Genomic DNA, 24,220 nt, shown 5'->3' on the forward strand with positions numbered 1-24,220 from the left:
AACTCAGGAGCACTCCCCGCCCGGCCATGATCATCCACCTGGACATGGACGCCTTTTTTGCCGCTGTGGAGCAGATGGACAGGCCGGAACTGCGCGGCAGGCCGGTGATCATCGGCGGCGGCCCGCGCGGGGTCGTATCCACGGCCTCGTATGAGGCACGGGTTTTCGGGGTGCATTCGGCCATGCCCATTGCCACGGCCCGGCGGCTCTGCCCTGAGGGCATTTTTGTTCGCGGGCGGCGGGGGCGCTATGCGGAGCTTTCGCGCGCCATCATGACGGCGCTGAATGATTTTTCCCCTCTGGTGGAGCCGGCCAGCATTGATGAGGCTTATCTGGACGCCACGGGCCTGACGCGCCTGTTCGGCCCCCTGGAAGAACTGGCGGCGCGCATCAAGAGCAGGGTGGCCGAAGTCACGGGCGGGCTGACCTGTTCGGTGGGGGCCGCGCCCGTGAAGTTTCTGGCCAAGATATGCTCGGACGTGAACAAGCCCGACGGCGTGTTCATTCTGCGGCCTGAAGAGGTGGACGCCTTTCTGGCCCCTCTGGAGGTGGCCCGCCTGCCTGGCGTGGGGCGGCGCATGGCGGCCAGTCTGCGTGATCTGGGCATTGTTACCGTGGCCCAGTTGCGCCGTTACAGCCCGGAATTTCTGGAAGGACGCTACGGCAAATGGGGCCGGGCGCTTCACGAGCGCGCCCACGGCATTGATCCGCGCCCGGTGACGCCCGAGCGCCCCGTGAAGAGCGAGAGCGCGGAATGCACCTTTGAACGCGATACCCGCGACCGGGACTTTCTGGCGCGCGCGCTGCTGGCCCATGCCGAACGGGTGGGGGCCTCGCTGCGGCGGCATCGCCTCAGCGGGCGCACCATCACCCTGAAGGTCAAGTTTGCGGATTTTCGCCAGATCACCCGTTCCCGCACCCTGCCGGAAGCCACCAACGCCACGGAAAGCATCTTTGAGACAGGCCGGGAACTGCTGCGCGAACTCAGGCTGGCGCAGCCCGTGCGGCTCATCGGCCTGGGCGTCTCCGGCTTTGAGGAACACCCGGTTCAGTTCCTGCTGCCTGGCCTTGCGGGCGGGGCGGCGGGCCGTGACGGTCGTGACCCGCGGCAGGAGGCCCGGCGGCGCAGGCTTGATCAGGCCCTGGACGCCCTGCGGGGGCGCTTCGGCAAAGAAGCCGTGCAGCGGGGGAGGCTGTTCCGGCAGAAACAGGCTGACCGCGCCAAAGCGAGCGGCCCGGCGAAAAAGCGGTGATCCGCCGCATGCCAGGCCACCAGGCCCTGACAGGGCCTCCCGGGTTCAGTCACATCACATTTTTCTGAACAGGGCCATGTATTCCTGATTGCCCTTGGGCCCCTTGACGGCGGCGGGCAGCACGCCTTCGGAGCGCAAGGCCAGATGCGCCGCGCAGAAGGCGAGAATTTTATCCACCGCTCGCTGGCGGGCCCTCTCGTCGCGCACCACGCCCTTGACAGTCTCGCCCGGCCCCAGCTCAAACTGGGGCTTGATCAGCACCGCCGCCAGGCCGCCGGGCTTCAGCCAGGTCATGCAGGGCGGCAGCACCAGAGTCAGGGAAATGAAAGAGACATCCGCCGCCACCAGGTCCACCGGCTCGGGAATCAGCTCTGGCGGCGCGTGGCGCAGGTTCACCCCCTCCAGACTGACCACCCTGGAGTCGGCGCGCAGCTTTTCATGAAGCTGGTTGCGGCCCACATCCACGGCATAGACCCGCGCGGCCCCGCGCTGGAGCAGGCAATCCGTGAAACCGCCGGTGGAAGCCCCGGCGTCCAGACAGACCAGGCCGCGCGCCTCCAGGTGAAAATGCTCCAGAATGGTCAGCAGCTTGTAGGCCCCCCGGCTCACATAGCGTTCGCTTTGCAGCAGGGCGAAGCGCGTGCCGACGGGGTAGGGATGGCCGGGCTTGGGCACGCGCTGCGGCGGCGCGCCGGGCGGCAGCAGCGGGCGACCGTCCGGCGCGGTGGGCGAGAGGACGATCTGACCGGCCATAATCAGGCGGCGGGCCCGCTCGCGGCTTTCGGCCAGACCCTGCTCAAAAGCCAGTTGATCGGCGCGCTGGCGCGTGTCTTTGGGCATGGGGCAGGTATAGCCGCTTGGGGCGGCGTCGGCAAGGGCGTTTTACGCGCGCGGCGGTCAGGGGTGTCGCTGGTTGTGTTCGCCACAATTACCCGTCAAAAACGGCCTTTTTCGCGCTGGCCGCGTCACCGGGCGATTTTGTCGTTCATGCGCATGAGTGCGCTCCTTCCAAAAATCGCCCGTTTTCCTGCCAGCGCACAATTCCTACTCCCGATACCTTCACGCTTTTGCTCCGGCTCTCGTCGCGCTTTTCCTTTACAAGCCTGTGGCGCGCATGTATAAGAGGACATTCATCAACTATATCACAATACCTTGATATGCAGATATTAACCACACCCCAGGAGTTGGCGGCCCAATGCCGGGCCTGGCGCGCCCAGGGCGAGGACATCGCCCTGGTTCCCACCATGGGTTATTATCACGCCGGGCATGAGGACCTTATGACTCATGCGCGCGGTCTGGCCAAACATCTGGTGGTCAGCTTGTTCGTGAACCCCACGCAGTTCGGCCCCGGCGAGGATCTGGACGCCTACCCGCGCGATGCCGAGCGCGATGCGGCCATTGCCGAACGCCACGGCGCGGATGTGCTTTTCATGCCCGAAGCGGGCTCCATGTACGCGCCTGACCACGCCACATGGGTGGAGACGCCGGAGCTGGCCAGGAGCCTTTGCGGACAGAGCCGCCCCATCCACTTTCGAGGGGTCTGCACCGTGGTGCTCAAGCTTTTTCTGCTCACCGGGGCCGATGTGGCCGTATTCGGCCAGAAGGACTGGCAGCAGCAGGCCATCATCCGCCGTATGGTTCGCGACCTCAACGTGCCCACGCGCATTGAGGCCCGCCCCACGGTGCGCGAGGCCGACGGGCTGGCGCTGTCCTCCCGCAATGTCTACCTGACCGCCGAAGAACGCGCCCAGGCGCCTGAAATCCGCGCGGGTCTGCTCTACGCGCGACAACTGGCCCAGGGGGGAGAAAGCAGCGCGCCCCTGCTGCGTGAAGCCGTGCTGCGGCGCTGGGCCGACCGTCTGCCCCTGGGGCGGCTGGACTATCTTTCCATCGTGCACCCCGAATCGCTGACGCCGCTTGCCGCGGTGGACGGCCCGGCGCTGATGGCCTGCGCGGTGCGCATGGGCAAGGCCCGGCTTATCGACAATATTTTGCTGCGCCAATGACGGCGGGGCTCACATACGCAAGGAGACGACAATGCAAACCAAGGGCAAATATTTTTTCACTTCCGAATCCGTGACTGAAGGGCATCCCGACAAGGTGGCCGACCAGATTTCCGACGCCGTGCTGGACACCCTTCTGGCCCAGGACCCGGACGCCCATGTGGCCTGCGAAACCCTGGTGACCACAGGCATGGCCGTCATTGCCGGCGAAATCAGCACGCGCGGTTACGCGGATCTGCCCACGGTGGTGCGCGACACCATCAAAAACATCGGCTACAACAGCTCTGAAATGGGCTTTGACTGGCAGACCTGCGCGGTCATTTCCTCCATCGACCACCAGTCTCCCGACATCGCTCAGGGCGTGCTGCGCGCCAGCCCCGAAGATCAGGGGGCCGGCGACCAGGGCATGATGTTCGGTTACGCCTGCGATGAAACCGCCACCCTGATGCCCGCGCCCATCTACTGGGCCCACCAGCTTTCGCTGCAACTGGCCCGCGTGCGCAAGGACGGCATTGTGGATTTCTTCCGCCCGGACGGCAAGACCCAGGTTTCCTTTGAATACCAGGACGGCAAGCCCGTGCGCATCAACAATGTGGTGGTTTCCACCCAGCATGCGGCCAACGTCAGCCAGGACGACGTGATCGAAGCCGTAAAGAAGGAGGTCATCCGCCCCATCCTGGAGCCTTCCGGCTATTTTGACGAAAAGGACTGCGAAATCTTCATCAACACCACGGGGCGCTTTGTGGTGGGCGGCCCCATGGGCGACTGCGGACTTACCGGCCGCAAGATCATTCAGGATACTTACGGCGGCAGCGGCCACCACGGCGGCGGCGCGTTCTCCGGCAAAGACCCTTCCAAGGTGGATCGCTCCGGCGCGTACATGGGCCGGTACATTGCCAAAAACGTGGTGGCCGCCGGCCTCGCGCCGGTCTGCGAAGTGCAGATCGCCTATTGCATCGGCGTCGCCCAGCCTGTGAGCGTGCTGGTATCCTCCCAGGGCAGCGGCGACATTCCTGACGAAATACTGACCAGGGCCGTGCGCGAGGTCTTTGACCTGCGCCCCTACTTCATCAGCAAGCGTCTGAATCTCAAGCGCCCCATCTACGCCAAAACTTCCTGCTACGGGCATTTTGGCCGCGAACTGCCGGAATTTACCTGGGAGTCCACCGACGCGGCGGCCGACCTGCGCACCGCCGCGAAAGTCTAGCCTTTGCCTCACCTTGTTTCTGACCCGCGCATCCCGTTACAGGCCAGGCCCGTAACGGGATGTTTTCTTGCCAGGGGCCGGGGCCTTTCATATACTCGTCCCGGATTGGCGCGGGCTGACACGCGGGGAACGACCGCCCCGCATTTCACCAACAGCGGCGCGGCTGCGCGAAACACGAGGCGAAACATGGCGGGCAATACCTTCGGGCGCATCCTGCGTCTGACCACTTTTGGAGAATCCCACGGGCCTGGTCTGGGCGGCGTGCTGGACGGCTGCCCGGCCGGCCTGGCGCTGTGCGAGGCCGACATTCAGGCAGAGCTGGATATGCGCAAGCCCGGTCAGGGGCCCACCGCCACCAAGCGCAAAGAGTCCGACACCCTGCGTCTGCTCTCTGGCGTATTCGAGGGCCGCACCACTGGCACGCCCATCGGTTTTTACATCGCCAACGAAGACCAGCGCTCGCGCGATTACGGCAATCTGGCCGAGGTGTTCCGGCCCGGCCATGCGGATTGGGGCTATTTTGCAAAATACAACGGCATTCGGGATCACCGCGGCGGCGGGCGCTCTTCGGGGCGGGAGACGGCGGCGCGCGTGGCGGGCGGCGTTATCGCCAAAAAAATACTGGCCCGCGCGGACATTGTCATCCAGGCCGCCTGCGTGGAACTGGGCGGCATTGCCGTGCCCGCCGGGGATGTGGATATGGAGCGCGCCCCGGCCCGGCCCTATTTCGCGGCCGCCGACGCCGCCCCGCCCCTCTGGGACGCGGCTGTGGCCGAAGCCCGCAAGGCTGGCGACACGCTGGGCGGCATCGTGCAGATTGTGGCCCGCCATGTGCCCGCCGGGCTGGGCGAACCTGTCTTTGACAAGCTGGAGGCCGTGCTGGCCCACGCGATCATGAGCGTGGGCGCGGTCAAGGGCGTGGAAGTGGGCGCAGGCTTCGCGGCGGCCCGTCTGCGCGGTTCGCAGAACAACGACCCCCTGCTGCCCGGCGCGCCGCCCGACGCGGAGAGCGCCCTCCCTGCCGTCCGCTTTGCCTCCAACCACGCGGGCGGCATACTGGGCGGCATTTCCAGCGGTCAGGACATTGTGCTGCGCGCGGCGGTCAAGCCCATTGCCTCCATCGCCCCGGAACAGCGCACCGTGGACAAACAGGGCCGGGCCGCCACAGTGCTGGTCGGAGGCCGCCACGACCTGTCCGCCATTCCGCGCATTGTGCCCGTGCTTTCGGCCATGACGGCCCTGGCCCTGGCTGACGCCCTGCTGTTGCAAGGCCGTATGGGGCACGCTCTGTGAACACGCGCGCCGCAGTGAAGGCGCGCTCCCTGGCGGCCCTGAAATCCGTGGGCAAGGCCACGCTGGCGGATTTTCGCCTGCTGGGCGTGGACAGCGCGGCGGCCCTGGCCGGGGCTGACCCGCGTGAACTTTATGAACGCCTCTGCCGCCTGCGCGGCGTCACGGTGGACATCTGCCAGTATGATCTTTTCTGCTGCGCCGTGGCCCAGGCCCGCGACCCCCATCTGCCGCCGGAACAGCGCGACTGGTTCTGGTGGTCGCGGCGGCGCAAGGCGCGCAACGCCGCCGGAACAAACGGGCCGGAGGACTGATGCCCGCTCTGCCCCTGCTGCGCGACCCCGACGCCGTGGAGCTTACCGGCACGGTGGAGCGCGTGATCTTTCATAATGAGGAAAACGGCTATACCGTCCTGCGGCTACTGCCGGACAATGCCTTGCCCGGGGCCGCCAGGGTGGAGGGCGCGCCGTCGCGCGCCGTAAGCCGCGACCCTGTCGCCTGCGTGGGGCATATGGTCAATCCACAGGCGGGCGTGCGCCTCAGGGTGAGCGGGCGCTGGGTGAACAACGCCCGTTTTGGCCGCCAGGTGGAATTTGCCAGCTCGGAAGAAATGCTGCCCGCCACCAGCGAAGGCATTCGCCTCTATCTGGCCTCTGGCCTGATCAAGGGCGTGGGCGAGGAACTGGCCGGGCGCATTGTGGAGGTTTTCGGCACAGACGCCATCCGCGTGCTGGATGAAGAGCCGGAACGCCTGCTCAAGGTGCGCGGCGTGGGCCGCAAGAATCTGGCGCGCATTCAAGAATCCTGGGCAGAGCACCGGGGCATGCGCGATCTGCTGCTTTTTCTCCAGCCCCACGGCATCACCCCGGCATATGCCGTGCGCATCTACCGGGCCTATGGAAGCCAGGCCCTGAACGTGGTGCGCGAGAACCCTTACCGGCTGGCTATGGATATTCACGGCATCGGCTTTGCCACAGCCGACGCCGCCGCCGCCAAGCTTGGCTTCGAGCCGGATAACCCCCTGCGCATCCAGGCAGGGACGCTCTATATTCTGCAAAAGGCCACGGATGACGGCAATGTTTATCTGCCTGAAAGCAAGCTGGCGCGCGAGGTCTGCGCCCAGCTGAATGTGGAGCCGGGGCAGGCTCTGGAGGCCGTCGCCGCCCTGGAGCGTGACGAGCGTCTGGTGCGGGAAGAGCCGGAGGCCCCCGACGGCCTTGCCGAGCCCGGCGCGGCAGGTGACGGGGATGAGGAAGACGGCCATGAGGTGTGCGTCTACCTGCGCCGTTACCATCATTGCGAGGCCAAAACCGCCTTTTATCTCCAGCGCCTGCTGCATTCGCCCAAGGCTGTGCGCTTTGAAAATCCTGACGCTCTGGTTGACAAGGTCACGAGCGGGCTGCCCATCGCCCTGGCGTCGGAACAGATGGAGGCCGTGCGCACGGCGGCGCGCAGCAAGGTCATGGTGCTCACCGGCGGCCCGGGCACGGGCAAAACCACCATCATCAACGCCATCATCAGGCTGTTCGGCGAAGTGCGGGCGCGCATTCTGCTGGCCGCGCCCACGGGCCGGGCCGCCAAGCGCATGGCCGAAACTTCGGGCCGCGAAGCCCGCACCATCCACCGCCTGCTGGAATACAGCCCCAGGGAGGACGGCTTCGCCCGCAACGAGGACAATCCCCTGGCCTGCGGCCTGCTGGTGGTGGACGAAGCCTCCATGATGGACACCCTGCTTTTCTACCATCTGCTCAAGGCCGTGCCCCTGGGCGCGACCCTGGTGCTGGTGGGCGACGTTTACCAACTGCCCTCGGTGGGGCCGGGCAATGTGCTGGCGGACATCATCGCCTCGGGCGCGACGCCGGTGGTGGAGCTGACCGAGATTTTCCGCCAGTCCGCCGAAAGCGAAATCATCTGCAACGCGCACCTCATCAATCATGGCGAGACGCCGAACCTGGAATCCAGCAGAGACCGTCTCTCCGATTTCTACTTCATCCGCCAGAACGACCCGGAAAAAGCGGCGGATCTGATGGTGGACCTGGTGAAAAACCATATTCCGCGCCGCTTCGGTCTGGACCCGGTGGACGACATCCAGGTGCTCACGCCCATGCACAAGGGGGCCGTGGGCGCGGGGCAGATGAACGCGCGCCTTCAGGATGCCCTGAATCCCAACGGCCTGGAGGTGCGGCGGGGCGAGCGGGCCTTCCGCCTGCACGACAAGGTCATGCAGGTGCGCAACAATTATGAAAAGGATGTTTTCAACGGCGACATGGGCCGCATTGTCTTTCTGAACCCCAAAGAGCGCACGCTGAGCGTCAATTTTGACGATCGCGTGGTTCCCTATGATTTTGACGAGCTGGACGAGCTCTCCCCGGCCTATGCCATCTCCATCCACAAGTCGCAGGGCTCGGAATACCCGGCGGTGATCATTCCCATCATGATGCAGCATTATGTGCTCTTGCAGCGCAATCTGATCTACACGGGCGTGACGCGCGGCAAGAAACTGGTGGTGCTGGTGGGCGAATCACGCGCCCTGCACATGGCCATCAGGAACAACAAGACCCGCAAGCGATATACGCGCCTGGCCCAGAGGCTGAGACCGTCTCATTGATTTTCTGTTCTGCCTGAACGCGCGGAAAGACGGCCGACCCCGCAACGACAGACACGCAGGCCCGCCGCCCTCAGAACGCCAGCGCCTCATACCAGAACAGCCTCGCGCCAGGCGCGCGCCAGCTGTCGCCGGGCAGACCCGCTTTGGCGCAAAGCCGCTCCAGGTAGGTGGCGCGATCCCAGCCCTGTTCCACGGGAACCTGCGGCAGAAAAACGCCGCTGCGGCCCATATGCCGCAAAAGCAGGCCGTGCCGCCCCACTTCAACGGCCTGCGGGTCCGGACAGGGCGTCAGCTCGTCCAGTACGGAAATACGCACTGCTGTTTCGGGCCATTCGCGCGGATGCAACGGCGGAAAACGTGGGTCTTCAAAAGCGGCGGCGCGGGCCATGCGCCACACGTTCAGAAACAGCGGCTCGCGGCCCGCAATGACGCCCATGCAGCCACGCAGGTCGCCGCCCAGGCTGAGAGTCACAAAGGCCCCCAACGCGCGGCGCAAGGCCCCCCGCCCTGTCGCCGTCGCATCTTCGCCCGCGGGCGGCTCAGGCGCGCAGGCGGCCTTTCCGGCCAAAACGCTTTCAATGGAGAGACGCGCCACGCGGCTCAGGTAGGCCCGTTCCGCGTTGTTCAGGGAGAAGGAAAGCGCCATGCGGCCTCCTGCCAGGCATGAAAGTATTTTGCTCCTGAAAGCTGCACTTCCCCGCAGAACGGAACAAGCGCCTGAAAGACGCGCTTTTCAGGCGCACCGGCGCGGGCGTCCGCCCTCGCGGCCGCCGGAAGCGCATGTACTTTTCAAAGGCAATTCGCTCTCAACCGCGCCCGACCGCCAAACAAGAAATGCCACAACAGGTGTTGCGGCAGATCTTGAAAAAACGGCACAACGCGCAAGAGCGAAGTGTTGCGCCGCTCGCGTCGCCAGGCGCGACAAGCCCGTGCGGCAAAAATGCCTGCCGCCGGACGGCTGACGCCAGTCGCCGCGAAACCACCGGGGCTTCGCGGCGCCTGCTTTTGCGAGCAGACGCTAGTCTTCGCCCTCGGCGTGGGACTGCTTGCCCGCGCCTTTCAGGCCGTACATGGTGGTGGAACCGGAAGACCAGAATTCCAGCACTTCCTCGTTGACCAGCTTGGTGAGAACCTTCTTCACCTCGCGGGGGCCCTTGTCCGGAAAGAGTTCCAGAAAGTCCTTGAAATAAAACTTGGACTTGGAGGCGGATTTGCCTTTCAGAAACTCAATAACAACATCTTTGTCGTCAGCCATGAGCTTTCTCCTGTCCCGGCGGCGCGCCTGCGCGCCGCCGGGTTTGCAAGTTGCCTAGAACTTGAACTGGGTGCTCTGCCGCCAGGTGTAGTAGGCGGAATCGCGGAAGTCGTCGATCAGGTGATGGGTAAACTCAAGGCCGGTCAGCTTGAAGAAGCTTTCCCAGCCGATGCGCTCAGCCCATTCGCCCAGGCGCTCGTACTTTTCGGCGTTGGCGGCGTAGACTTCGACAATGTGTTTCACGGTCTTGGTCAGGCTGGGCCAGCGCGGCGGTTCGTTGGGGATGTAGCCCACGACCACCTTGGAGAACTTGGGCATGGAGATACGGTTGGAAACCTTGCCGCCCACCATGATGGCGATGCCGTCGCCCTCGCTGTCGGCGATGGGCAGGGCCGGGCACATGGTGTAGCAGTTGCCGCAGTACATGCAGCGGTCTTCCTTGATGGCGATGGAGTTCACCTTCTCGCCGTTGTGCTCCACCTTGGTGGGACGCACGGCGGCGGTGGGGCAGGCGGCCACGGCCAGCGGAATTTCGCAGAGCTGGTCGGCCCATTCGTGGTCGATCATGGGCGGCTTGCGGTGAATGCCCACCAGACCGATATCCGAGCAGTGCACGGCGCCGCACATGTTGATGCAGCAGGCCAGGGCCACGCGCACCGGCGCGGGCATGCGCATGTTCTTGAACTCGTCAAACAGGGCGTCCATCACGCATTTCACCGGGCCGGAGGCGTCGGTGGCGGGCGTATGGCAGTGCACCCAGCCCTGGGTGTGAATCATGTTGCTGACGCTGGCGCCCGTGCCGCCCACGGGGAACTTGAAGGAACCGCCGTCAAACTTGCGGGAGTTCAGGTCGTCGCGCAGGGCCTTCATGGTGGTTTCGTCCTCCACCATGAATTCAATGTTGTTGCGGGTGGTCCAGCGCAGGTAGCCGCCGCAGTACTTGTCGGCGATGTCGCACAGCTCGCGGATGTGGGTGATGGACATGGTGCGGGTGCCGCCCACGCGCACGGTGTAGACCTTGTCGCCGCTTTCGGCCACATGCAGCAGCACGCCGGGCTCCAGAATTTCATGATAGAGCCACTTGCCGAAGTTCTTTTTGATCACCGGCGGAAAATAGTCGTCGTACTTATGAGGGCCGATGTCGGAAATACGGCCTTCCATCGGTTTCTGGGGATTGTACCCGGTAGAAATAAAAGCCATGTTCGTGTCCCCCTTGTAACTAGCGTTGATGGCGTTTACGGAAATCGGCCAGGTCGCGTTTCCAGCCGCCGGGCACTTCCTCTTCCTTGAAGAAGATGAAGGGATTGGTGCGCGGCGCTTTCACCTGACAGGCCATGGCAGGCGTGTCGGTGACTTCCAGCAGCTTCTGGAAGGAGAGGCGCTTCATGGTTTCGCCCACGCGCTCGCGGTTTTTGCCTTCTTCCATCCACCAATCCCAGATTTTTTCGATGACTTCCTTGACGTCGTCATAGGGGGCTTCACAGGAGATGAAGGGAACAAGCAGCGAACCCATCTGCGCGCCGTCCACCACAGGGGCCTTGGCGCCCACCAGGATGCTGGCGCCGCGCTCGTCGCCGATGTGCAGGGCCTGGGGCATGGTGTTGATGCAGTGCATGCAGCGCACGCAGTCGGCGGTCTTGATGGAGAGCTTGGAGCCGTCCCACTTCATGCAGTGGGTGGGGCAGCGGTCAATCACTTCCTTCTGAAGGTCGAACTTGCCCCAGTCGCGCCCGGCGTGAGCGCCCGCGTTGGGCTTGATTTCGCCGGCCACATAGGCCTTGACCTTTTCCTGGTCGATCTTGATGTCGTCCTTCCAGGTGCCCACCACGGCGAAGTCGGAACGGGCCATGGCGCAAACGCAGCCATTGGGGCAGCCGTCAAACTTGAACTTGAACTTGTAGGGGAAGGCCGGGCGGTGCAGCTCGTCCTGATAGTCCATGGTCAGCTGATAGCACATGTCCTGCGTGTTGTAGCAGGCGTACTCGCAACGGGACTGGCCAAGACAGGCGGCGGGCGTGCGCAGGTTGGAGCCGGAGCCGCCCAGGTCCACATTCATCTTGTGGGTCAGTTCGTGGAAGATTTCTTCCAGCTGGACGGTCTGGGTGCCGATCAGCACGATGTCGCCGGTGGAACCGTGCATGTTGGTGATGCCGGAACCGCGCAGATCCCAGATGTCGCACAGATCGCGCAGGAATTTGGTGTTGTAGTATTTGCCGGAGGGCTGGGCCACGCGCATGGTGTGGAAGTGGGCCACGCCGGGAAACTGTTCGGGCTGGTCGCAGTAACGGCCGATAACGCCGCCGCCGTAGCCGAACACGCCCACGATGCCGCCATGCTTCCAGTGGGTTTCCTTTTCATTGTAGGAAAGTTCCAGCACGCCCAGCAAATCGTCGGGGGCGTCCGCCGGAATCTGATAGTCAAGGCCCTTGGGGTTCGCGGCGCGCGCGGCCGCTTCCTGTTTGATGTCAGACACAAAGCTCGGCCAGGGGCCGCTTTCAAGCTGGTCCAACAGGGGAGTTGCATGTTTCGCCATTGCCATACCTCCACTAAGGTTGATTGCATCACGCCACCGCGTGACATGCCGTTCCGCTGCGCCAATCCCGGAGCCTCGCAAAACGGGCTTCCGCGTGTAGCCGATCTGCGGCGGAACGCCTCCCGCCACAATACTGCCGGCAACCCGCCAAGCCGCCGCGACGCTCGCTCCGCCACAGCGGAACGCCCCATAATGAGCGGGCGAGCCAGAACCTCGGCCCCTCGGGCCGCAACGCGGTCTTTTCGTTGCATATCCCATTTTCTTCCTGATGACAACCACCAAGCCGAACATCGTCCACATTTTCACCAGCGGCGCGGCCCTTTTCACGCCAGGGCACGCGCATGGTCTTGGCAAAGACATCGTTTTTTAGTTATAGAATGCCAGCAAACCTCTTTCCATGCGCGTGAAAGCCACAGCAAACAGACGGATGAACATGAAAGACGCACTCGGCTTGTATTACCACCCCCAGGCGGGCAACACCCGGGCCAGGGTCTATGTGCGGCGGGGACAGGACGGCGAAGTGGAATTCCGCCTCTGGCAGGCGGATCATCCCGAAGTCTGGGAACGTCATCCCTGGCTCAGCCTGGATGTGGTGCGGAGCGCGGCCCGCCTGTACCAGACCGAACGCAACCGGGAGGCCGACCCCCTCAGGCTCTATGATCTGGCCGTGGCCCGCGCCCTGCTGCGGGAGGACGAAGCGTGAGCGGACGCTGGCTGCTGGCCAACAGAGCCTTTTTTGTGCGCGATCTGGTGCGCGACTACTGCACTGTCTTCCGGCTCTTGTCCGACCAGCGGCGGCGTTTTGAGCGCGACGGCGCGGTATCCTACTCGGCCCTGCGCGAGCTGCTGGGCGAGGCCATGCGCAAGGGCGTGTTCTGGCGCCTCAAGGACACGGCCCATCACCTGTTCCGCAACGCCAGCCGTTCGGCGCGCGCCGCGCCGGAAGGGCAGGGCGTCGGGCCCCGGCAATGCGCGGCCGGCCCGCATCCCGACGGCCTGACCGCGCAAAGCCCGGTGGAAGCCCTCATTGACTGGTGTGTCGGTTATGCCTTCCACGAATGCGCCAAGCTCAGGGAAGACGCGTTTCAGGGCCAGCATTACGCCAATTGTCTGACCCAGTTGGGCCGCCACCCGGCAGTAACCGACGAACTTTACGGTCCCCTGAGCGCCCTGGCCGCCCAGACCGCCGAAAGCTCGGCGCGCGAGCTGGGGCGCATCCTGCATGTGCTGTCGCACGGGCTCTTTCTGCTCACGCGTTATCTGGCGAACGAAGGCGACAACAGCCGTCTGGCCCGCTGGCTGGCCTGTGAGGAGCCGCTGGCCCGCGAGGTGTTCGGCCGGCATTACCCGGCGCTGCTCACGGCCCTGTATGGCGACGAGCCAGCGCGCCTCTATGCGCTGGCGGCGCGGGACCTTCTGGAATCAGGCCGGATGGAGGCGGCGCGAGCCCTGCTGCTGCGGGCCGGGGGACAAAATATGCTCAACGCCGAGGGAATGAAGCTGCTGCGCGGGCTGGAGGGCGCTTCCGCCGGGGCGCGCGACGCGCGCAGCGTGAACCTGCCGGAGCCCGCCGCATGAACAGGGCCTTCCGCGCCTTGCGGGTCTGCCTGGCGTTCCTGCTCTGCGCGGTTTTGCTGAGCGGCTGCGGCTCGCGCTCCTGGCGCAAGGGGGGCGTGCCGGGCAGCAAGCCCTATACCGTGCGCGGCAAAACCTATTACCCGCTGAAGTCCGCCCACGGCTTTGTGGAGGTGGGCACGGCCTCCTGGTACGGGCCGGGCTTTCACGGCAAAAAAACCGCCAATGGCGAGCGCTACAACCAGTACGCCATGACCGCGGCCCATAAAATTTTGCCATTGGGCACCAAGGTGCGCGTCACCCATCTGGGCAACGGCCGCTCCGTCATTGTGCGCGTCAATGACCGGGGCCCCTTTGTGGATGACCGGGTCATCGACCTCTCACGCGGCGCGGCCACACGCCTGAACATGATGGGCACGGGCACGGCCAGGGTGCGCATCCAGAGCCTGGGCGGCATTCCCCAGATGCGTGAAGACGGCGACATGTCCGGCCCCTTCTATGTGCAGGTGGGGGCATTTTCCAGCAAGGACAACGCCCGCAGGCTGATCAACATCCTGACCCGATCCGGGCATAAGGGCCGCCTGCAGTTCGGCAGCAACAACATGTGGAATGTGCAGGTGGGGCCGTGGCAGGACTCCAACGGCGCGCGGCAGATGCTGGAGCTGTTCAGGGCCCTCTACCCCCACGCCTTTGTGGTGGGGGGCAACTGACAGCCGCACGTCCACGAGGAGAGAAACCTTCATATGCCAGCCGCATGCGTCCAATACGGATAGTTTGTCTTTAGAGCGTGTTGCAATTCAAATATTTTCACTTTTGTGGATGCAAAGCCACAATTTTGGCCCTGGTCTGACTTTTCGGGTTCAGCCGCGGCGCTCTTGGCGGCGTGCCGGCCTCGCGCCGGCGGCACAAATCATTCAACCGTCTTGCCAAGGGCGACATCAATGCCCATCTCCTTGATTTTTTTATAAAGTTCATTGCGTGAGAGTTTGAGTTCCCGGGCAGTGAGCGTTTTGTTGCCCTTGCAGCGGACAAGCGTCCTCTCAATGACCATGCGCATGTAGTGACGGCATTGCTCTTTGAGAGATCCTTCCACATGAGCTCCATCCATACCCACGTCAAAGAGGTGGGACGGCAGGCTGCATGGCGTGACATGGCCCCATCCGTTTTCTTGCGAGAAGCAGGTATAGATCAGGATGTTCTTCAGCTCCCTGACGTTGCCTGGCCAGTAATATTTTCTCAGAACAGGAAAAATGGCGCTGTCGATATCCGGCATCGGGCAATGCTCCTGCTGGGCAATCTGCTTAAGCAGTTCCGGCACAAGAAGATCCAGATCATCAAGGCGCTCACGCAGGGGCGGCGTGTGCAGTTGCAGCACGCTGAGGCGATGGTAAAGATCCATGCGAAAGACGCCCTCATGGGCCATCTGGCGAAGATCCTTATTCGTCGCGGCCAATACGCGAAAGTCCGAATGAACTTTCCTGTTGCTCCCAATTTTCTGAATTTCATGACTCTCCAGAATACGCAGCAGTTTCGCCTGCATATTCATGGGTATTTCAGCCACTTCATCCAAAAAAATTGTTCCGCCGTCAGCCAGTTCGAACTTGCCGATGCGCCCCTTTTTGCTTGCGCCGGTAAAGCTGCCTTCCGCATAGCCAAAAAGCTCAGCTTCCATCAGTTCAGAGGGGATAGCGGCGCAGTTGACGCAGATGAAGGCATTGTGAGCGCGGGGGCTTGCGGCATGCAGGGCGTTGGCGATGAGTTCCTTGCCGGTGCCGGACTCGCCTGTAATCAGGATGGGCTGATTGCTGTTGGCGAAACGCGTCCCCTGTTTTTTCAGACGACGTATGGCCTCGCTATCGCCCACCAGGCTGTTGAAACTGAAGACAGCCTTGGGTTGCGTGGCCTTGGCCCGCCTTTCAAAGTACTCGGCCTTCTGTTCCAGGGTCTGAATACGGGCAAGCAGGGGTGAAAGGTCATGGATGTCGCGAAAATACGCCTCCACATAGCCGCCAACACATGCCGCGCCGTCAAAAACAGGATAGCGCGAAATAAAGGCTTCCTTGCCTTTGAACTTAAAGAGTACGCGTACTTGCTGTTTCCGTGATTTCATTACGTTAAGCAATTCAGATCCTGGAAAGTAGTTACAAATATGATCACCTATAGCAATACGCCTGTTAAACCCGAACATTGTTGCAAATATTTCATTCATATAACAAATAGTTCCATCAATATGGCTTGCCATAATGCCAATATGCAGATAATCTAAAATATTATCACAGAACTGTATCATTTTCTTCTCTGCATTATTCATATGCTCTCCATCTATGTCATAAAAAGATGACATATACTTTTTTGATTACATTCTACTAATTCTCTTTATTTATTTAACGAAAAATTTGAAGTCAAGTTTATGTAATCAGAAAAATACAGTGAAAGATGTTCGTATTTCATAAATATATCCTGTAATTACAGCATATTATATATGTGGCATACCCTTTGTAATGATTGGTCGGCAGTTGATGTGCAGCAAGGAGCAAGCCAATGCAGCTTCAGAACCGACCCCGGAAAAGGCAGCTACCCTCCAGGACGCGCCATGAACGCCGGCATGGCGTTTGCGGCTTATGCCCGTCGGCTTGCGGGCTGACCCTGTTTGGGGACAAAGATAATCCTGTTGATTTGTTCGGGGACGAATTTCATCCCGTCAACAAGGGGGCGCTTTGCCCCAAGGCGCTTGCCCTGTACGGGCAGATATATGATTCCACGCGGTTGCCATGCCCGGGCGTCAGGCGCTCGCCCCGTGAACCCTGGCGGCTGGTGGACTGGGACGCCGCCCTGAAGTTCACGGCAGATCGTCTTGCGGCGATTCCCCGCGAAAAAGTGGTTGTGGCGGGGCATGAAAGTGATCCCTTCGATTTTATCTGCGGCGCGGACTGGGCGGCAGAGTTGCTGGGGCTGCCCTTCAGGCCCGGCAGCTTCCTTGCGCAGCCTTTTGGCCGGGCCGGCAGCCTGTTCCGCATATTGGGGGTCAGCGCTGAGCAACTGTTGTGCAACACTCCGCGCGACTGGTGCGCCAGCGAGGCCATTTTACTGGTGGGCGGCGATTTGGCCGCAGAGGCGCCCATAACATTTGGCCCTCTCCTGGATGCCCGGGACCGCGGCAAAACGCTCTTTTATCTCGGATCACGCGGAGGGCTGACGGCACGCCGGGCCAGCCACGCCTGTATTGTCCGACCGGGCAGTGAGGGGCTTGCCTTGGCTGGCGTGGCGCACGCTCTCTTGCGGCAGGGCATGATTTCAGCAGAATTTCTGGCAGACTGCGCCAGCGGCCTGGACGAGCTGCGTCAACGCCTCAAGCCATATTCGCTAAGGCGCGTCGCTCCGCTTTGCGGAGTGGAGGCCGCCGATCTGGAAAATCTGGCGGCCATGCTGGGCAAAGCCTTTTCCTTTCAGGTCATGGCAGGGCAGCTTGAGCAGCGCCGCTGGCTTGATGATGCAACGCTGGGACTGGCGTTCACGCTTGTGACCCTCAAGGGCTGTCTGGGGCGCCCGGGCGGCGGCCTGAACCTGCTGGCCTCCAGTCCCTTTGTCTGGGAAGGGCACGAAACGCCGACGGCCTTGGAAGACGCCCTTTCTGACTCTGGCGCGTTCATGGCCTTTGGCGATCCGCTGGGACGCCTGGCGGGGCAAAGCGCGCGTGAAACCCTGGCATCTCAAAACCTGCTGATTCATGTGGGCAGCTTTGATAATGCGACCCGCCGTCTTGCCCATGTTTCGCTGCCGGCGGCGCACTGGAGCGAATACCCCTGTCTGGCGTACCGCACAGACGGCCGGGCCCTGCAATGGCGTTCCGCCCTGTTGCCGCCTTATGGCGAAGCGCTGCCGCCGCTGGAAATCTGGCTGCGCCTTATGCGCCTGCTCAAGCCCGAAGCCAAGGCCCCCTGGGCGGATAGCCCAGAATCCGCGACGAACCAGCGCAAACTGGCGGACTGGAAGCTGGCCTCTTCAGCGCTTGCCGGGGGGGTGCGCACAGCCGACCTGGCCCATGATGAGCGTCGTGATGAAGGTCAGACCACGGGCGGCATTCTTTGGCCGTGTCTGGCCGAGGCCGATCACAAGCCGGATTTTGAAAATACCCGCTATATCCAGGGCAATGTGCGCGGACGGAATAACATCCTCTTTACTCCGTACAGTTGCTGGCCGGGCAGCAAGATGCGATTCCCCACGGCTGACGGCAAGATACATCTGGAAGAAGTGGTGTTGCCGCCCCTGGATAAGACCGTGCCCCAAGACGGACTTGCGCTGGCTGTGGGCGGTTTGGCGGATCTGGCGGCAGACCACCCCCAAGAATGGCTCTGGCCGCGTGGCCGCCGTGATAATGCCGCGCGCTTTCATGTGAATACCGCCGTGCGGCTGGGCATTGCCAACGGGGATATGATCCGGCTTTCTTCGGAATTTGGCTCCGTAACGGCACAGGCTGCCGTCATGCCGGACATTCCCGAAAATGTGGCGGCCCTCCCTCCTGAAATGGCTTTGGCCCTGGTGGCGGGCAACATGGTTCTGCGCCCTGTTCCCCTGCATGTGGAAGTGCAGCGTCGAGGAGTGTGACATGCATCTTGTTTTTGTAAGCCGGCAGTTCAACCAAAAGCAGGATTCGTTGCGAAATTTTCCCAAAGACAGCCTGGTGCTTGTGGTGGATGTTGACCGCTGCATTGCCTGCGGGTCTTGTGCCCTGGCCTGCAGGGCGGAACACGGAACATTCGGGGAGCAGGAAAAGGGCGCGCGGCGGCTGGTGACGACCGCGGGGCCGGAACAGAAAATGCCCCGCGTGGTCAGCCTGCCTACCTCCTGCCGGCATTGCTCCACCCCATGCGACTGTGATGACGGCTACAACTTCTGGACGCTTTGCCCCGCCGACCGGGTGGAAGCGGTTGCCGTGCAAACGGCCCGTTGTGACGAATGCGAACAGCGCTTGCGGCAGGGCATGGCCCCGGCCTGTGCAAGCCGATGCAGCATGAAATGCCTCTATGCCGGACGGCCGGAAGACGTGCGCTTTGCACTGGAGGAAAAGCGCCTGCGCGGTATGGGCGAGACGGAGATTTGCTGATGCGGGCCGCCCGCTGGACTGGGAAAGAGCTGGATGCCGGGCTTTACAGGTCGCTGGCGCGCCCTGGAAGGCTGCATTCTTTCCGCATTCAGGATGGCGAAACAGATATGCTGCTATCCTGTCACGGACGGTATGAGGCTGAAGCCGCGCGTTGGGTCAGCGCGGCCCGGGAAGATGTCAAGGCTTACATCCAGCGGCATCCTGGTTTTCAGCAAAGCCTTGCGCCCTGGCCTGACGACGCCGAAGCGGCGGAGGTCGTGCGCGCCATGCTCCTGGCAGGCATTCGGGCGGGGGTCGGCCCCATGGCGGCAGTGGCTGGAGCCATTTCACAGATGGTCGGACGGCGTATGCTTACCCTCAGCCCCGAGGTAATCGCGGAAAATGGCGGCGATGTTTTTTGCCGCTGCGACGGGCCGCAGCGCTTTGGCATTGTGGCGGAGTCCTCCCCCAGCGCCTTTCTGCAAATTGAAGTGTCTGAGACTGTGCCGGGAACGGGCATTGGCGTCTGCACCTCATCAGGGCGTTTGGGGCCATCGCTCAATTTCGGCAATGCCGATGCCGTATCCGTGGCGGCCACGGATACGGCTCTGGCCGATGCGCTGGCCACTGCGGCTTCCAATCGCGTCCGTCGCCGGTGTGACATTGCGGGCGTGCTGGACTGGGCGCTTGAGCGCGGCGCTGACGGCTGCGTCATTGTGGCGTTCGATCAGGTCGCAGCCAGGGGGAATATTCGCTTTGCCGCTTGAACCCGCACCAAGGACGACAGCATGACTACACAGGCAAAAACCATCAGCGAAATCAACAGCAAGCTTCAGAACGGCAGCGCTGTCGTCATGACGGCCATGGAATTCAAGGCGCTTGTCCGCGCCGGCAAGGCTCCGGCACTGGCGGAGGTGGATGTTGTGACCACAGCAACGCGGGGCGTCATGTCCGGCACTGCGGCCATGTTGACCCTGCCGTTGCGCGAGGTGGGCGGCGCCGACAGAATTTCCCGTCTGCATCTTAACGGAGTGCCCTGCCTGACGGCATTCCCTGTCTGTTCAGAAAGGGGCCTGGTGGAGGTTATCCTCAACGGCACCCAGGAAAGCGTGGACAATTTCGGCCGTTACGGCGGCGGGCATGTCATGCGCGCCCTGGTCGAGCGCCAGACCGTGGAAGTGGAATGCGCGCTGACATCCGGGCGCAGGCTGCATCAATTCCTGACCTTGGACGACATGCCCTTTGCCCGCATCTACAGCTCCCGCAACAGTTTTCAAAACTATATGGGCTTTACCAACGCCAAGGATGCCCCTTCCTACCGGGCGCTGCCTTTCTCCATCTTCGCCTGCAGGCCCATTGCGCCTCTCGGCGGCATGGCCGTCAGCGGCAGTGGCGAGATGAACCCCGGAGCCAATGACCCCTCGCTGCAAGTCATCAGACCGGGCGTTCGCATTCTGGTCAATGGCGCTCAAGGCACGCTGATTGGTTACGGCACCCGCGCTCAGAAGGGGCATGTCTGCTTCTCCACCACGGCGGATATGCGGGATATGGACCCGCAATACATGGGCGGGTTCCGCACCAGTTGCGGCGTGGAGATAACCTCCAGTCTCGCTGTGCCCTTTCCGATTTTAAATCAGGCCATCCTGGACGGACTCGCCTCCTGCCTTGACGAAAACCTCACCCACCATGTGGGGGATTTTTCTGATCGTGTGGCTATCGGGCATATACAGTATTCCGAAATCTGGAAAGACGCCCCGTTGGAGGTGGAGTTCGACTTTGACCGTTGCGTGGGATGCTCTTTCCAGTGTGAAGCCGAATACTATTGTCCCATGAATGCCATTTCATGGAAAGACAAAACCATTGACCAAAGCCTCTGCGTCGCCTGTGGCGCCTGCACGGGGAACTGCCTGGGGGGCGCCTTCATGGGGGTGGGGCGGGGCCCGGGGCGGGGCGTGGGCGAGGTGCGGCTCTTTGGCAAGTTGATGCCCATCATTTTCCGCCAGTCCAACCGCCTGCGCAGCGAGCGGCTGGCGGAGGAATTGAAGCGTCAGCTTGTGGAAGGCTCTTTCCGCCTCCTTCAGACAGATGCTCAATGCCGGCTGTGGTAGCTGAGACGCTTTGTTTCCAGCGTTGGAACGACACTTGGAGTTGCCGAGGCTTAGCATGACAAAGGCAGATTTTTTCCTTTCCCCGCAGGGATGCTTGGCGCAAGCCGCTCGCTGCATCAGTTGCGGCACATGCGTGACAGTATGTCCTGTTTTTGAGGAAGACCCCCGCGAAGAACTGACCGCGCGCGGGCGCAACGCCCGGATGCACAGCCTGCAGGCTGCGGCGGAGCGGAAAGGGCTGATGGAGTCTATGGACAAATGCCTGGTTTGCGGGCGATGCGCCATGGTTTGCCCTCGCGGCATCCCCAACGACAGCATTGTGGCCAGCCTGCGAGCGCAGGCCGCGCGGCGTCACGGCCTGCCGCTTGCCAAAAAGGCCGCCTTCCGAATTTTATTGACCAACAGGCGACGCATGGGGCGGGCCTTGCGCTTGGCAACCATGTTCCAGAAGTTGCTGCCCGTCACCAAGGATGTGAGTCTGGGCCGTTCCGACAGTGAAAGCCTGCCGCCCGTACGTCACCTGCCGCTCTTTTTTTCCCGCTTGGCGGGGGGGCGTCACTTGCCTCCCCTGCATGAAACCTTTTTGTCAGAACGCATAGCCGAGGTGACGCCTCCGGCGTCACAGGCGGGTTCACCCCTGCGTGTGGCGCTGTTTGCCGGCTGCGCTATGGAATTTGCCCTGCCCAATGCGGCGGTGTCCATGGTGGATCTGCTGAGTCGCCTCGGCATGGAGGTCATTGTTCCCCGGGCGCAAGGCTGCTGCGGCACTCCCATGCACGCCAACGGCGATATGGATACGGCCCTGGCCATGGCCCGGCATAATGCCGAAGTACTGGAAGCCTGCCATGCCGACATCATTGTCACCGGCTGCGCCACCTGCGGTTCTTCCCTGCGTGAAGTCTGGCCAAGCCTGGATGCGACAAGTGAAGAGCGCGCGCGCTTTGCCGCCTTAGCGGCAAAAACACGAGATTTTTCCGAAGTGCTGCTCGCACGGAGCTTTCCCGAACCTTTTCCCTTTGTCTCCAGGCTTCCTACCCATGCCCGCGTTACATGGCATGCCCCCTGCCATCTGGTTCAACATCAGAAGGTCAACCGCGAGCCGCTGGCGCTGTTAAAACGGGTTCTGGGAGAGCGCTTTACGCCCCTGCCTTCCCGCTGCTGCGGTTTTGGCGGCTCTTTCAACGTGTCCCACTATGCCGTGTCCAGGGCCATCGGCGCCCAAAAGGCCCGGGATGTGCGCGCTTCAGGCGCGGAATACATCGTCACCGCCTGCCCAGGCTGCATGATTCAGCTTTCCGATATGGCGGCTCAGCATGGCGTCTCCGGCAAGGTCATCCATCTGGCCGAGGCCATCAGTCTACCGTAACAGCAAGAAGAGGTTTTTCCATGCTTGCAATGACGTCCGACGCGCATGGCGCATATGAGATGCTTAACGAGGCCGCCCGGCAAAACAAGCTGCGCGTTCGCTGCGCCCACCAGCTTACGGCTGAAACCGTTCGCGATATTGACGTCTTGGTGGCGGCCCAGCCAGGCGGGATGGAAAGCAGCAGCGTCATGTTGCTGGTCAAGGTGGCTGAACGGGGCCTGTTTACCCGTGCGGAACATCTGTCGCTCAACGGTATAGCCGGCTTTGTGGGGCCCGCTCCCAATGAACGGCTCGGCATGGTTGACGTGCTGGTCAGCGGAGGCATGACTTCCGCATCAGACCCCGCCTACAACGGCGCAACTCTGTTCGAGGATTTGCTCCATGATCGGGAAATACGTCTGGAATGCCTTTCGCAGGAGCATACCCGGCACAACGCCGTTACACGTCTTTCCGTCATGGATTACGCCCGAAGCACAATCTATGACCTGCCGTTAAACACGGAACTGGCCAACCTGGGAAAGGACAGCCTTTTTGCCGGAGCGACCATCATGCTCAACGGGGGACGAGGCGTCATTCTGGGCAGCGGCGCGCTGGGCAATAAAGAACGGCCCAGCCTTTCCTGCGCGGCGGATTGCTTTGTCATGGACAAGGCATTGCTGCTGCCCGCCAGAGACGGGTCAAGCCCCCAGCACAGCCTCTGCATGGCCTTCCCTCTGTGGACGGATGTTGACGCATCGGCGCTGTGCGACGCGGCATCCCGCATGGCGCGTCAGCGCAACGAAACGGACAGGCTGGTATTGGAAGCCGCGGAAGACCGCATGGCGCAGGCCTTGGCCACGGGCGAGCTGGCCTTTGTGGATCCCGGACCCAAACCATACAGAACCATAATGTCGGTAAACTGAATAAAGGAGGAAGTATGCGACTGCCCAGAATTTTGCTTTCATTCTGTCTGTTGGGATTATGCCTTGCCCCCTGCGCCGCTCTGGCGAATGCAAAAAAAATTACTTTTGGGTATCTGGTGGCAGACCAGCTTCATGAACCCGCTCCCATGATCATGAAAAATCTGAAGCTGCTGGAAAACCGCGGCTATGAAGTAAAGTGGCAGGAATTTCTGTCAGGCGCCAATCTGGTGCAGCACATGGCTTCCGGTGAAGTTGACTATGGCACGGGCGGCGCCGCCCCGGTGCTGACATTTCGGGGATTGGGGCTTGATTTTGTGATGCTGGCCAGCAGCAATACAAATGGCAGCGCACTCATTGTCAGAAAGGACATCACGTCGCCCAAGGATTTGGATGGCAAAAACGTCGGCACGCCTGGAATCGGTTCCATGCAGGACGCCCTTGTGGACAAGGTGGCCGAAGCCCATGGCATCAAGGTGCGCAAGCGCAACATGAAGGTTTCCGACATGCCGCTTTTTCTCCAGAAAGGCGAAATTGACGCCTTTGTGGCTTGGGAGCCGCATGTCAGCCGTGCTGAAGGGCTGGGCTATGGACATGTGCTCCTGACCTCTCAGGATGTGCTGCCCAACCATCAATGCTGTGTGCTTGTTTCGCGCGAAAAAACCGTCAATGCCGACCCGCAGATGGCCGCCGATGTGCTGGATGTTTATCTGGAAGCCATGGCCTGGTTTGACCAGAACCGCGAGGAAGCCAGGCGGATGATCTCCAAGGCGACAGGCATCAAGGCCGAAGACGTGGCAAAGGCAATGGAACGCGTGACTTATCCCGAACCGCCCTATCTGGATGAGACGAGCATGGTCATGCTGGTGGACAGTCTGGTCAGCAGCAAGAAAATCAAGAAAGAGCATGTTCCGGACTCTGCCGCCTTTGTGAAGAATATGGTTTTGCGCGACATGCTGGAGAAACATCTCAAGAAATAGCCCGCGGCGTTTCGGCCGCTGCGGGTTGCGACCCGGAGCGGCCAAAAGGCCAACAGCGAT

At 62.2% G+C, this 24,220-nt stretch carries 22 protein-coding genes; 16 read left to right on the top strand and 6 right to left on the bottom strand.

Features of this window, described 5'->3' with window-relative positions:
* Positions 1–26: 26 nt before the first annotated feature.
* Positions 27–1,253, top strand: coding sequence for a DNA polymerase IV (locus ACQRA4_RS03480; RefSeq protein ID WP_427821690.1), 1,227 nt, complete (start codon positions 27–29; stop codon positions 1,251–1,253).
* 54 nt (positions 1,254–1,307) lie between these two features.
* Here the strand turns inward: ACQRA4_RS03480 and ACQRA4_RS03485 are convergent, their stop codons facing one another.
* The gene (locus ACQRA4_RS03485; protein WP_427821691.1) at positions 1,308–2,093 is read right to left on the bottom strand and encodes a TlyA family RNA methyltransferase; all 786 of its coding nucleotides are present in this window, start codon (positions 2,091–2,093) and stop codon (positions 1,308–1,310) included.
* 317 nt (positions 2,094–2,410) lie between these two features.
* On the opposite strand from ACQRA4_RS03485, the gene panC reads away from it, so the two are divergent.
* The 5 genes from panC to recD2 all read left to right on the top strand — a co-directional run bounded on the left by panC (position 2,411) and on the right by recD2 (position 8,361).
* Positions 2,411–3,259 (top strand): pantoate--beta-alanine ligase, encoded by an 849-nt coding sequence (panC, locus tag ACQRA4_RS03490; protein WP_427821692.1) that lies wholly within the window; start codon positions 2,411–2,413, stop codon positions 3,257–3,259.
* A 31-nt stretch (positions 3,260–3,290) separates the two neighbouring features.
* Entirely contained in the window at positions 3,291–4,463 is a 1,173-nt protein-coding gene (gene metK, locus ACQRA4_RS03495) for a methionine adenosyltransferase (RefSeq protein WP_427821693.1), read from the top strand.
* A gap of 186 nt (positions 4,464–4,649) precedes the next feature.
* On the top strand, positions 4,650–5,756 hold the full coding sequence (gene aroC / locus ACQRA4_RS03500; RefSeq protein ID WP_427821694.1) for a chorismate synthase: 1,107 nt from the start codon (positions 4,650–4,652) through the stop codon (positions 5,754–5,756).
* Positions 5,753–6,067 (top strand): helix-hairpin-helix domain-containing protein, encoded by a 315-nt coding sequence (locus ACQRA4_RS03505; RefSeq protein ID WP_427821695.1) that lies wholly within the window; start codon positions 5,753–5,755, stop codon positions 6,065–6,067. The genes aroC and ACQRA4_RS03505 overlap by 4 nt, the downstream gene beginning before the upstream one ends.
* A complete protein-coding gene (gene recD2 / locus ACQRA4_RS03510; RefSeq protein ID WP_427821696.1) occupies positions 6,067–8,361 on the top strand; it encodes an SF1B family DNA helicase RecD2 in 2,295 nt (764 codons plus the stop codon). The genes ACQRA4_RS03505 and recD2 overlap by 1 nt, the downstream gene beginning before the upstream one ends.
* A gap of 70 nt (positions 8,362–8,431) precedes the next feature.
* Here recD2 and amrA read toward each other — a convergent pair whose 3' ends face one another.
* From amrA to dsrA, 4 genes are all read right to left on the bottom strand, one after another.
* Complete coding sequence (amrA, locus tag ACQRA4_RS03515; RefSeq protein ID WP_427821697.1) at positions 8,432–9,007, bottom strand: AmmeMemoRadiSam system protein A; 576 nt, start codon at positions 9,005–9,007, stop codon at positions 8,432–8,434.
* A 372-nt stretch (positions 9,008–9,379) separates the two neighbouring features.
* Entirely contained in the window at positions 9,380–9,616 is a 237-nt protein-coding gene (locus tag ACQRA4_RS03520; RefSeq protein ID WP_427821698.1) for a dissimilatory sulfite reductase D family protein, read from the bottom strand.
* 54 nt (positions 9,617–9,670) lie between these two features.
* Complete coding sequence (dsrB, locus tag ACQRA4_RS03525; RefSeq protein ID WP_427821699.1) at positions 9,671–10,816, bottom strand: dissimilatory-type sulfite reductase subunit beta; 1,146 nt, start codon at positions 10,814–10,816, stop codon at positions 9,671–9,673.
* A gap of 19 nt (positions 10,817–10,835) precedes the next feature.
* The gene (dsrA, locus tag ACQRA4_RS03530) at positions 10,836–12,149 is read right to left on the bottom strand and encodes a dissimilatory-type sulfite reductase subunit alpha (RefSeq protein WP_427821700.1); all 1,314 of its coding nucleotides are present in this window, start codon (positions 12,147–12,149) and stop codon (positions 10,836–10,838) included.
* A 433-nt stretch (positions 12,150–12,582) separates the two neighbouring features.
* On the opposite strand from dsrA, the gene ACQRA4_RS03535 reads away from it, so the two are divergent.
* Genes ACQRA4_RS03535 through ACQRA4_RS03545 form a run of 3 tightly spaced genes read left to right on the top strand, consistent with a single transcriptional unit; the run spans position 12,583 to position 14,434 of the window.
* Positions 12,583–12,852 carry a hypothetical protein gene (locus ACQRA4_RS03535; RefSeq protein ID WP_427821701.1) on the top strand — a complete coding sequence of 90 codons (270 nt, stop codon included), beginning with the start codon at positions 12,583–12,585 and terminating at the stop codon, positions 12,850–12,852.
* Positions 12,849–13,727, top strand: a complete 879-nt coding sequence (locus tag ACQRA4_RS03540; protein ID WP_427821702.1) for a hypothetical protein — start codon at positions 12,849–12,851, stop codon at positions 13,725–13,727. The genes ACQRA4_RS03535 and ACQRA4_RS03540 overlap by 4 nt, the downstream gene beginning before the upstream one ends.
* Positions 13,724–14,434 carry a septal ring lytic transglycosylase RlpA family protein gene (locus ACQRA4_RS03545; protein WP_427821703.1) on the top strand — a complete coding sequence of 237 codons (711 nt, stop codon included), beginning with the start codon at positions 13,724–13,726 and terminating at the stop codon, positions 14,432–14,434. Before ACQRA4_RS03540 ends, ACQRA4_RS03545 begins: the two co-directional genes overlap by 4 nt.
* A 200-nt stretch (positions 14,435–14,634) precedes the next feature.
* On the opposite strand, the gene ACQRA4_RS03550 is transcribed toward ACQRA4_RS03545, so the two are convergent.
* Entirely contained in the window at positions 14,635–16,035 is a 1,401-nt protein-coding gene (locus ACQRA4_RS03550; protein WP_427821704.1) for a sigma-54 interaction domain-containing protein, read from the bottom strand.
* A 230-nt stretch (positions 16,036–16,265) separates the two neighbouring features.
* Here ACQRA4_RS03550 and ACQRA4_RS03555 point away from each other — a divergent pair, with 230 nt between their 5' ends.
* Genes ACQRA4_RS03555 through ACQRA4_RS03585 form a run of 7 tightly spaced genes read left to right on the top strand, consistent with a single transcriptional unit; the run spans position 16,266 to position 24,160 of the window.
* Positions 16,266–18,329 (top strand): molybdopterin-dependent oxidoreductase, encoded by a 2,064-nt coding sequence (locus ACQRA4_RS03555; protein WP_427821705.1) that lies wholly within the window; start codon positions 16,266–16,268, stop codon positions 18,327–18,329.
* Position 18,330: 1 nt separating this feature from the next.
* Positions 18,331–18,828, top strand: a complete 498-nt coding sequence (locus ACQRA4_RS03560) for a 4Fe-4S binding protein (RefSeq protein ID WP_427821706.1) — start codon at positions 18,331–18,333, stop codon at positions 18,826–18,828.
* Positions 18,828–19,574, top strand: coding sequence for a UPF0280 family protein (locus ACQRA4_RS03565; RefSeq protein ID WP_427821707.1), 747 nt, complete (start codon positions 18,828–18,830; stop codon positions 19,572–19,574). Before ACQRA4_RS03560 ends, ACQRA4_RS03565 begins: the two co-directional genes overlap by 1 nt.
* Before the next feature lie 21 nt (positions 19,575–19,595).
* Positions 19,596–20,915, top strand: a complete 1,320-nt coding sequence (locus ACQRA4_RS03570) for a homocysteine biosynthesis protein (protein WP_427821708.1) — start codon at positions 19,596–19,598, stop codon at positions 20,913–20,915.
* Positions 20,916–20,970: 55 nt separating this feature from the next.
* Positions 20,971–22,281, top strand: a complete 1,311-nt coding sequence (locus ACQRA4_RS03575; RefSeq protein WP_427821709.1) for a (Fe-S)-binding protein — start codon at positions 20,971–20,973, stop codon at positions 22,279–22,281.
* A gap of 20 nt (positions 22,282–22,301) precedes the next feature.
* Positions 22,302–23,183: a homocysteine biosynthesis protein gene (locus tag ACQRA4_RS03580; RefSeq protein ID WP_427821710.1), complete on the top strand. Its 882-nt coding sequence runs from the start codon at positions 22,302–22,304 to the stop codon at positions 23,181–23,183.
* Positions 23,184–23,197: 14 nt separating this feature from the next.
* A complete protein-coding gene (locus tag ACQRA4_RS03585) occupies positions 23,198–24,160 on the top strand; it encodes an ABC transporter substrate-binding protein (protein WP_427821711.1) in 963 nt (320 codons plus the stop codon).
* Positions 24,161–24,220 lie beyond the last annotated feature (60 nt).

Source organism: Desulfovibrio sp. SGI.169 (genome assembly GCF_050313595.1).
Lineage (GTDB): Bacteria > Desulfobacterota > Desulfovibrionia > Desulfovibrionales > Desulfovibrionaceae > Desulfovibrio.

Coding starts and splice junctions, on each gene's coding strand:
- ACQRA4_RS03480 (WP_427821690.1), top strand. CDS start 27: ATGATCATCCACCTGGACATGGACGCCTTTTTTGCCGCTGTGGAGCAG.
- ACQRA4_RS03485 (WP_427821691.1), bottom strand. CDS start 2,093: ATGCCCAAAGACACGCGCCAGCGCGCCGATCAACTGGCTTTTGAGCAG.
- panC (WP_427821692.1), top strand. CDS start 2,411: ATGCAGATATTAACCACACCCCAGGAGTTGGCGGCCCAATGCCGGGCC.
- metK (WP_427821693.1), top strand. CDS start 3,291: ATGCAAACCAAGGGCAAATATTTTTTCACTTCCGAATCCGTGACTGAA.
- aroC (WP_427821694.1), top strand. CDS start 4,650: ATGGCGGGCAATACCTTCGGGCGCATCCTGCGTCTGACCACTTTTGGA.
- recD2 (WP_427821696.1), top strand. CDS start 6,067: ATGCCCGCTCTGCCCCTGCTGCGCGACCCCGACGCCGTGGAGCTTACC.
- amrA (WP_427821697.1), bottom strand. CDS start 9,007: ATGGCGCTTTCCTTCTCCCTGAACAACGCGGAACGGGCCTACCTGAGC.
- ACQRA4_RS03520 (WP_427821698.1), bottom strand. CDS start 9,616: ATGGCTGACGACAAAGATGTTGTTATTGAGTTTCTGAAAGGCAAATCC.
- dsrB (WP_427821699.1), bottom strand. CDS start 10,816: ATGGCTTTTATTTCTACCGGGTACAATCCCCAGAAACCGATGGAAGGC.
- dsrA (WP_427821700.1), bottom strand. CDS start 12,149: ATGGCGAAACATGCAACTCCCCTGTTGGACCAGCTTGAAAGCGGCCCC.
- ACQRA4_RS03535 (WP_427821701.1), top strand. CDS start 12,583: ATGAAAGACGCACTCGGCTTGTATTACCACCCCCAGGCGGGCAACACC.
- ACQRA4_RS03545 (WP_427821703.1), top strand. CDS start 13,724: ATGAACAGGGCCTTCCGCGCCTTGCGGGTCTGCCTGGCGTTCCTGCTC.
- ACQRA4_RS03550 (WP_427821704.1), bottom strand. CDS start 16,035: ATGAATAATGCAGAGAAGAAAATGATACAGTTCTGTGATAATATTTTA.
- ACQRA4_RS03555 (WP_427821705.1), top strand. CDS start 16,266: ATGCAGCTTCAGAACCGACCCCGGAAAAGGCAGCTACCCTCCAGGACG.
- ACQRA4_RS03560 (WP_427821706.1), top strand. CDS start 18,331: ATGCATCTTGTTTTTGTAAGCCGGCAGTTCAACCAAAAGCAGGATTCG.
- ACQRA4_RS03565 (WP_427821707.1), top strand. CDS start 18,828: ATGCGGGCCGCCCGCTGGACTGGGAAAGAGCTGGATGCCGGGCTTTAC.
- ACQRA4_RS03570 (WP_427821708.1), top strand. CDS start 19,596: ATGACTACACAGGCAAAAACCATCAGCGAAATCAACAGCAAGCTTCAG.
- ACQRA4_RS03575 (WP_427821709.1), top strand. CDS start 20,971: ATGACAAAGGCAGATTTTTTCCTTTCCCCGCAGGGATGCTTGGCGCAA.
- ACQRA4_RS03580 (WP_427821710.1), top strand. CDS start 22,302: ATGCTTGCAATGACGTCCGACGCGCATGGCGCATATGAGATGCTTAAC.
- ACQRA4_RS03585 (WP_427821711.1), top strand. CDS start 23,198: ATGCGACTGCCCAGAATTTTGCTTTCATTCTGTCTGTTGGGATTATGC.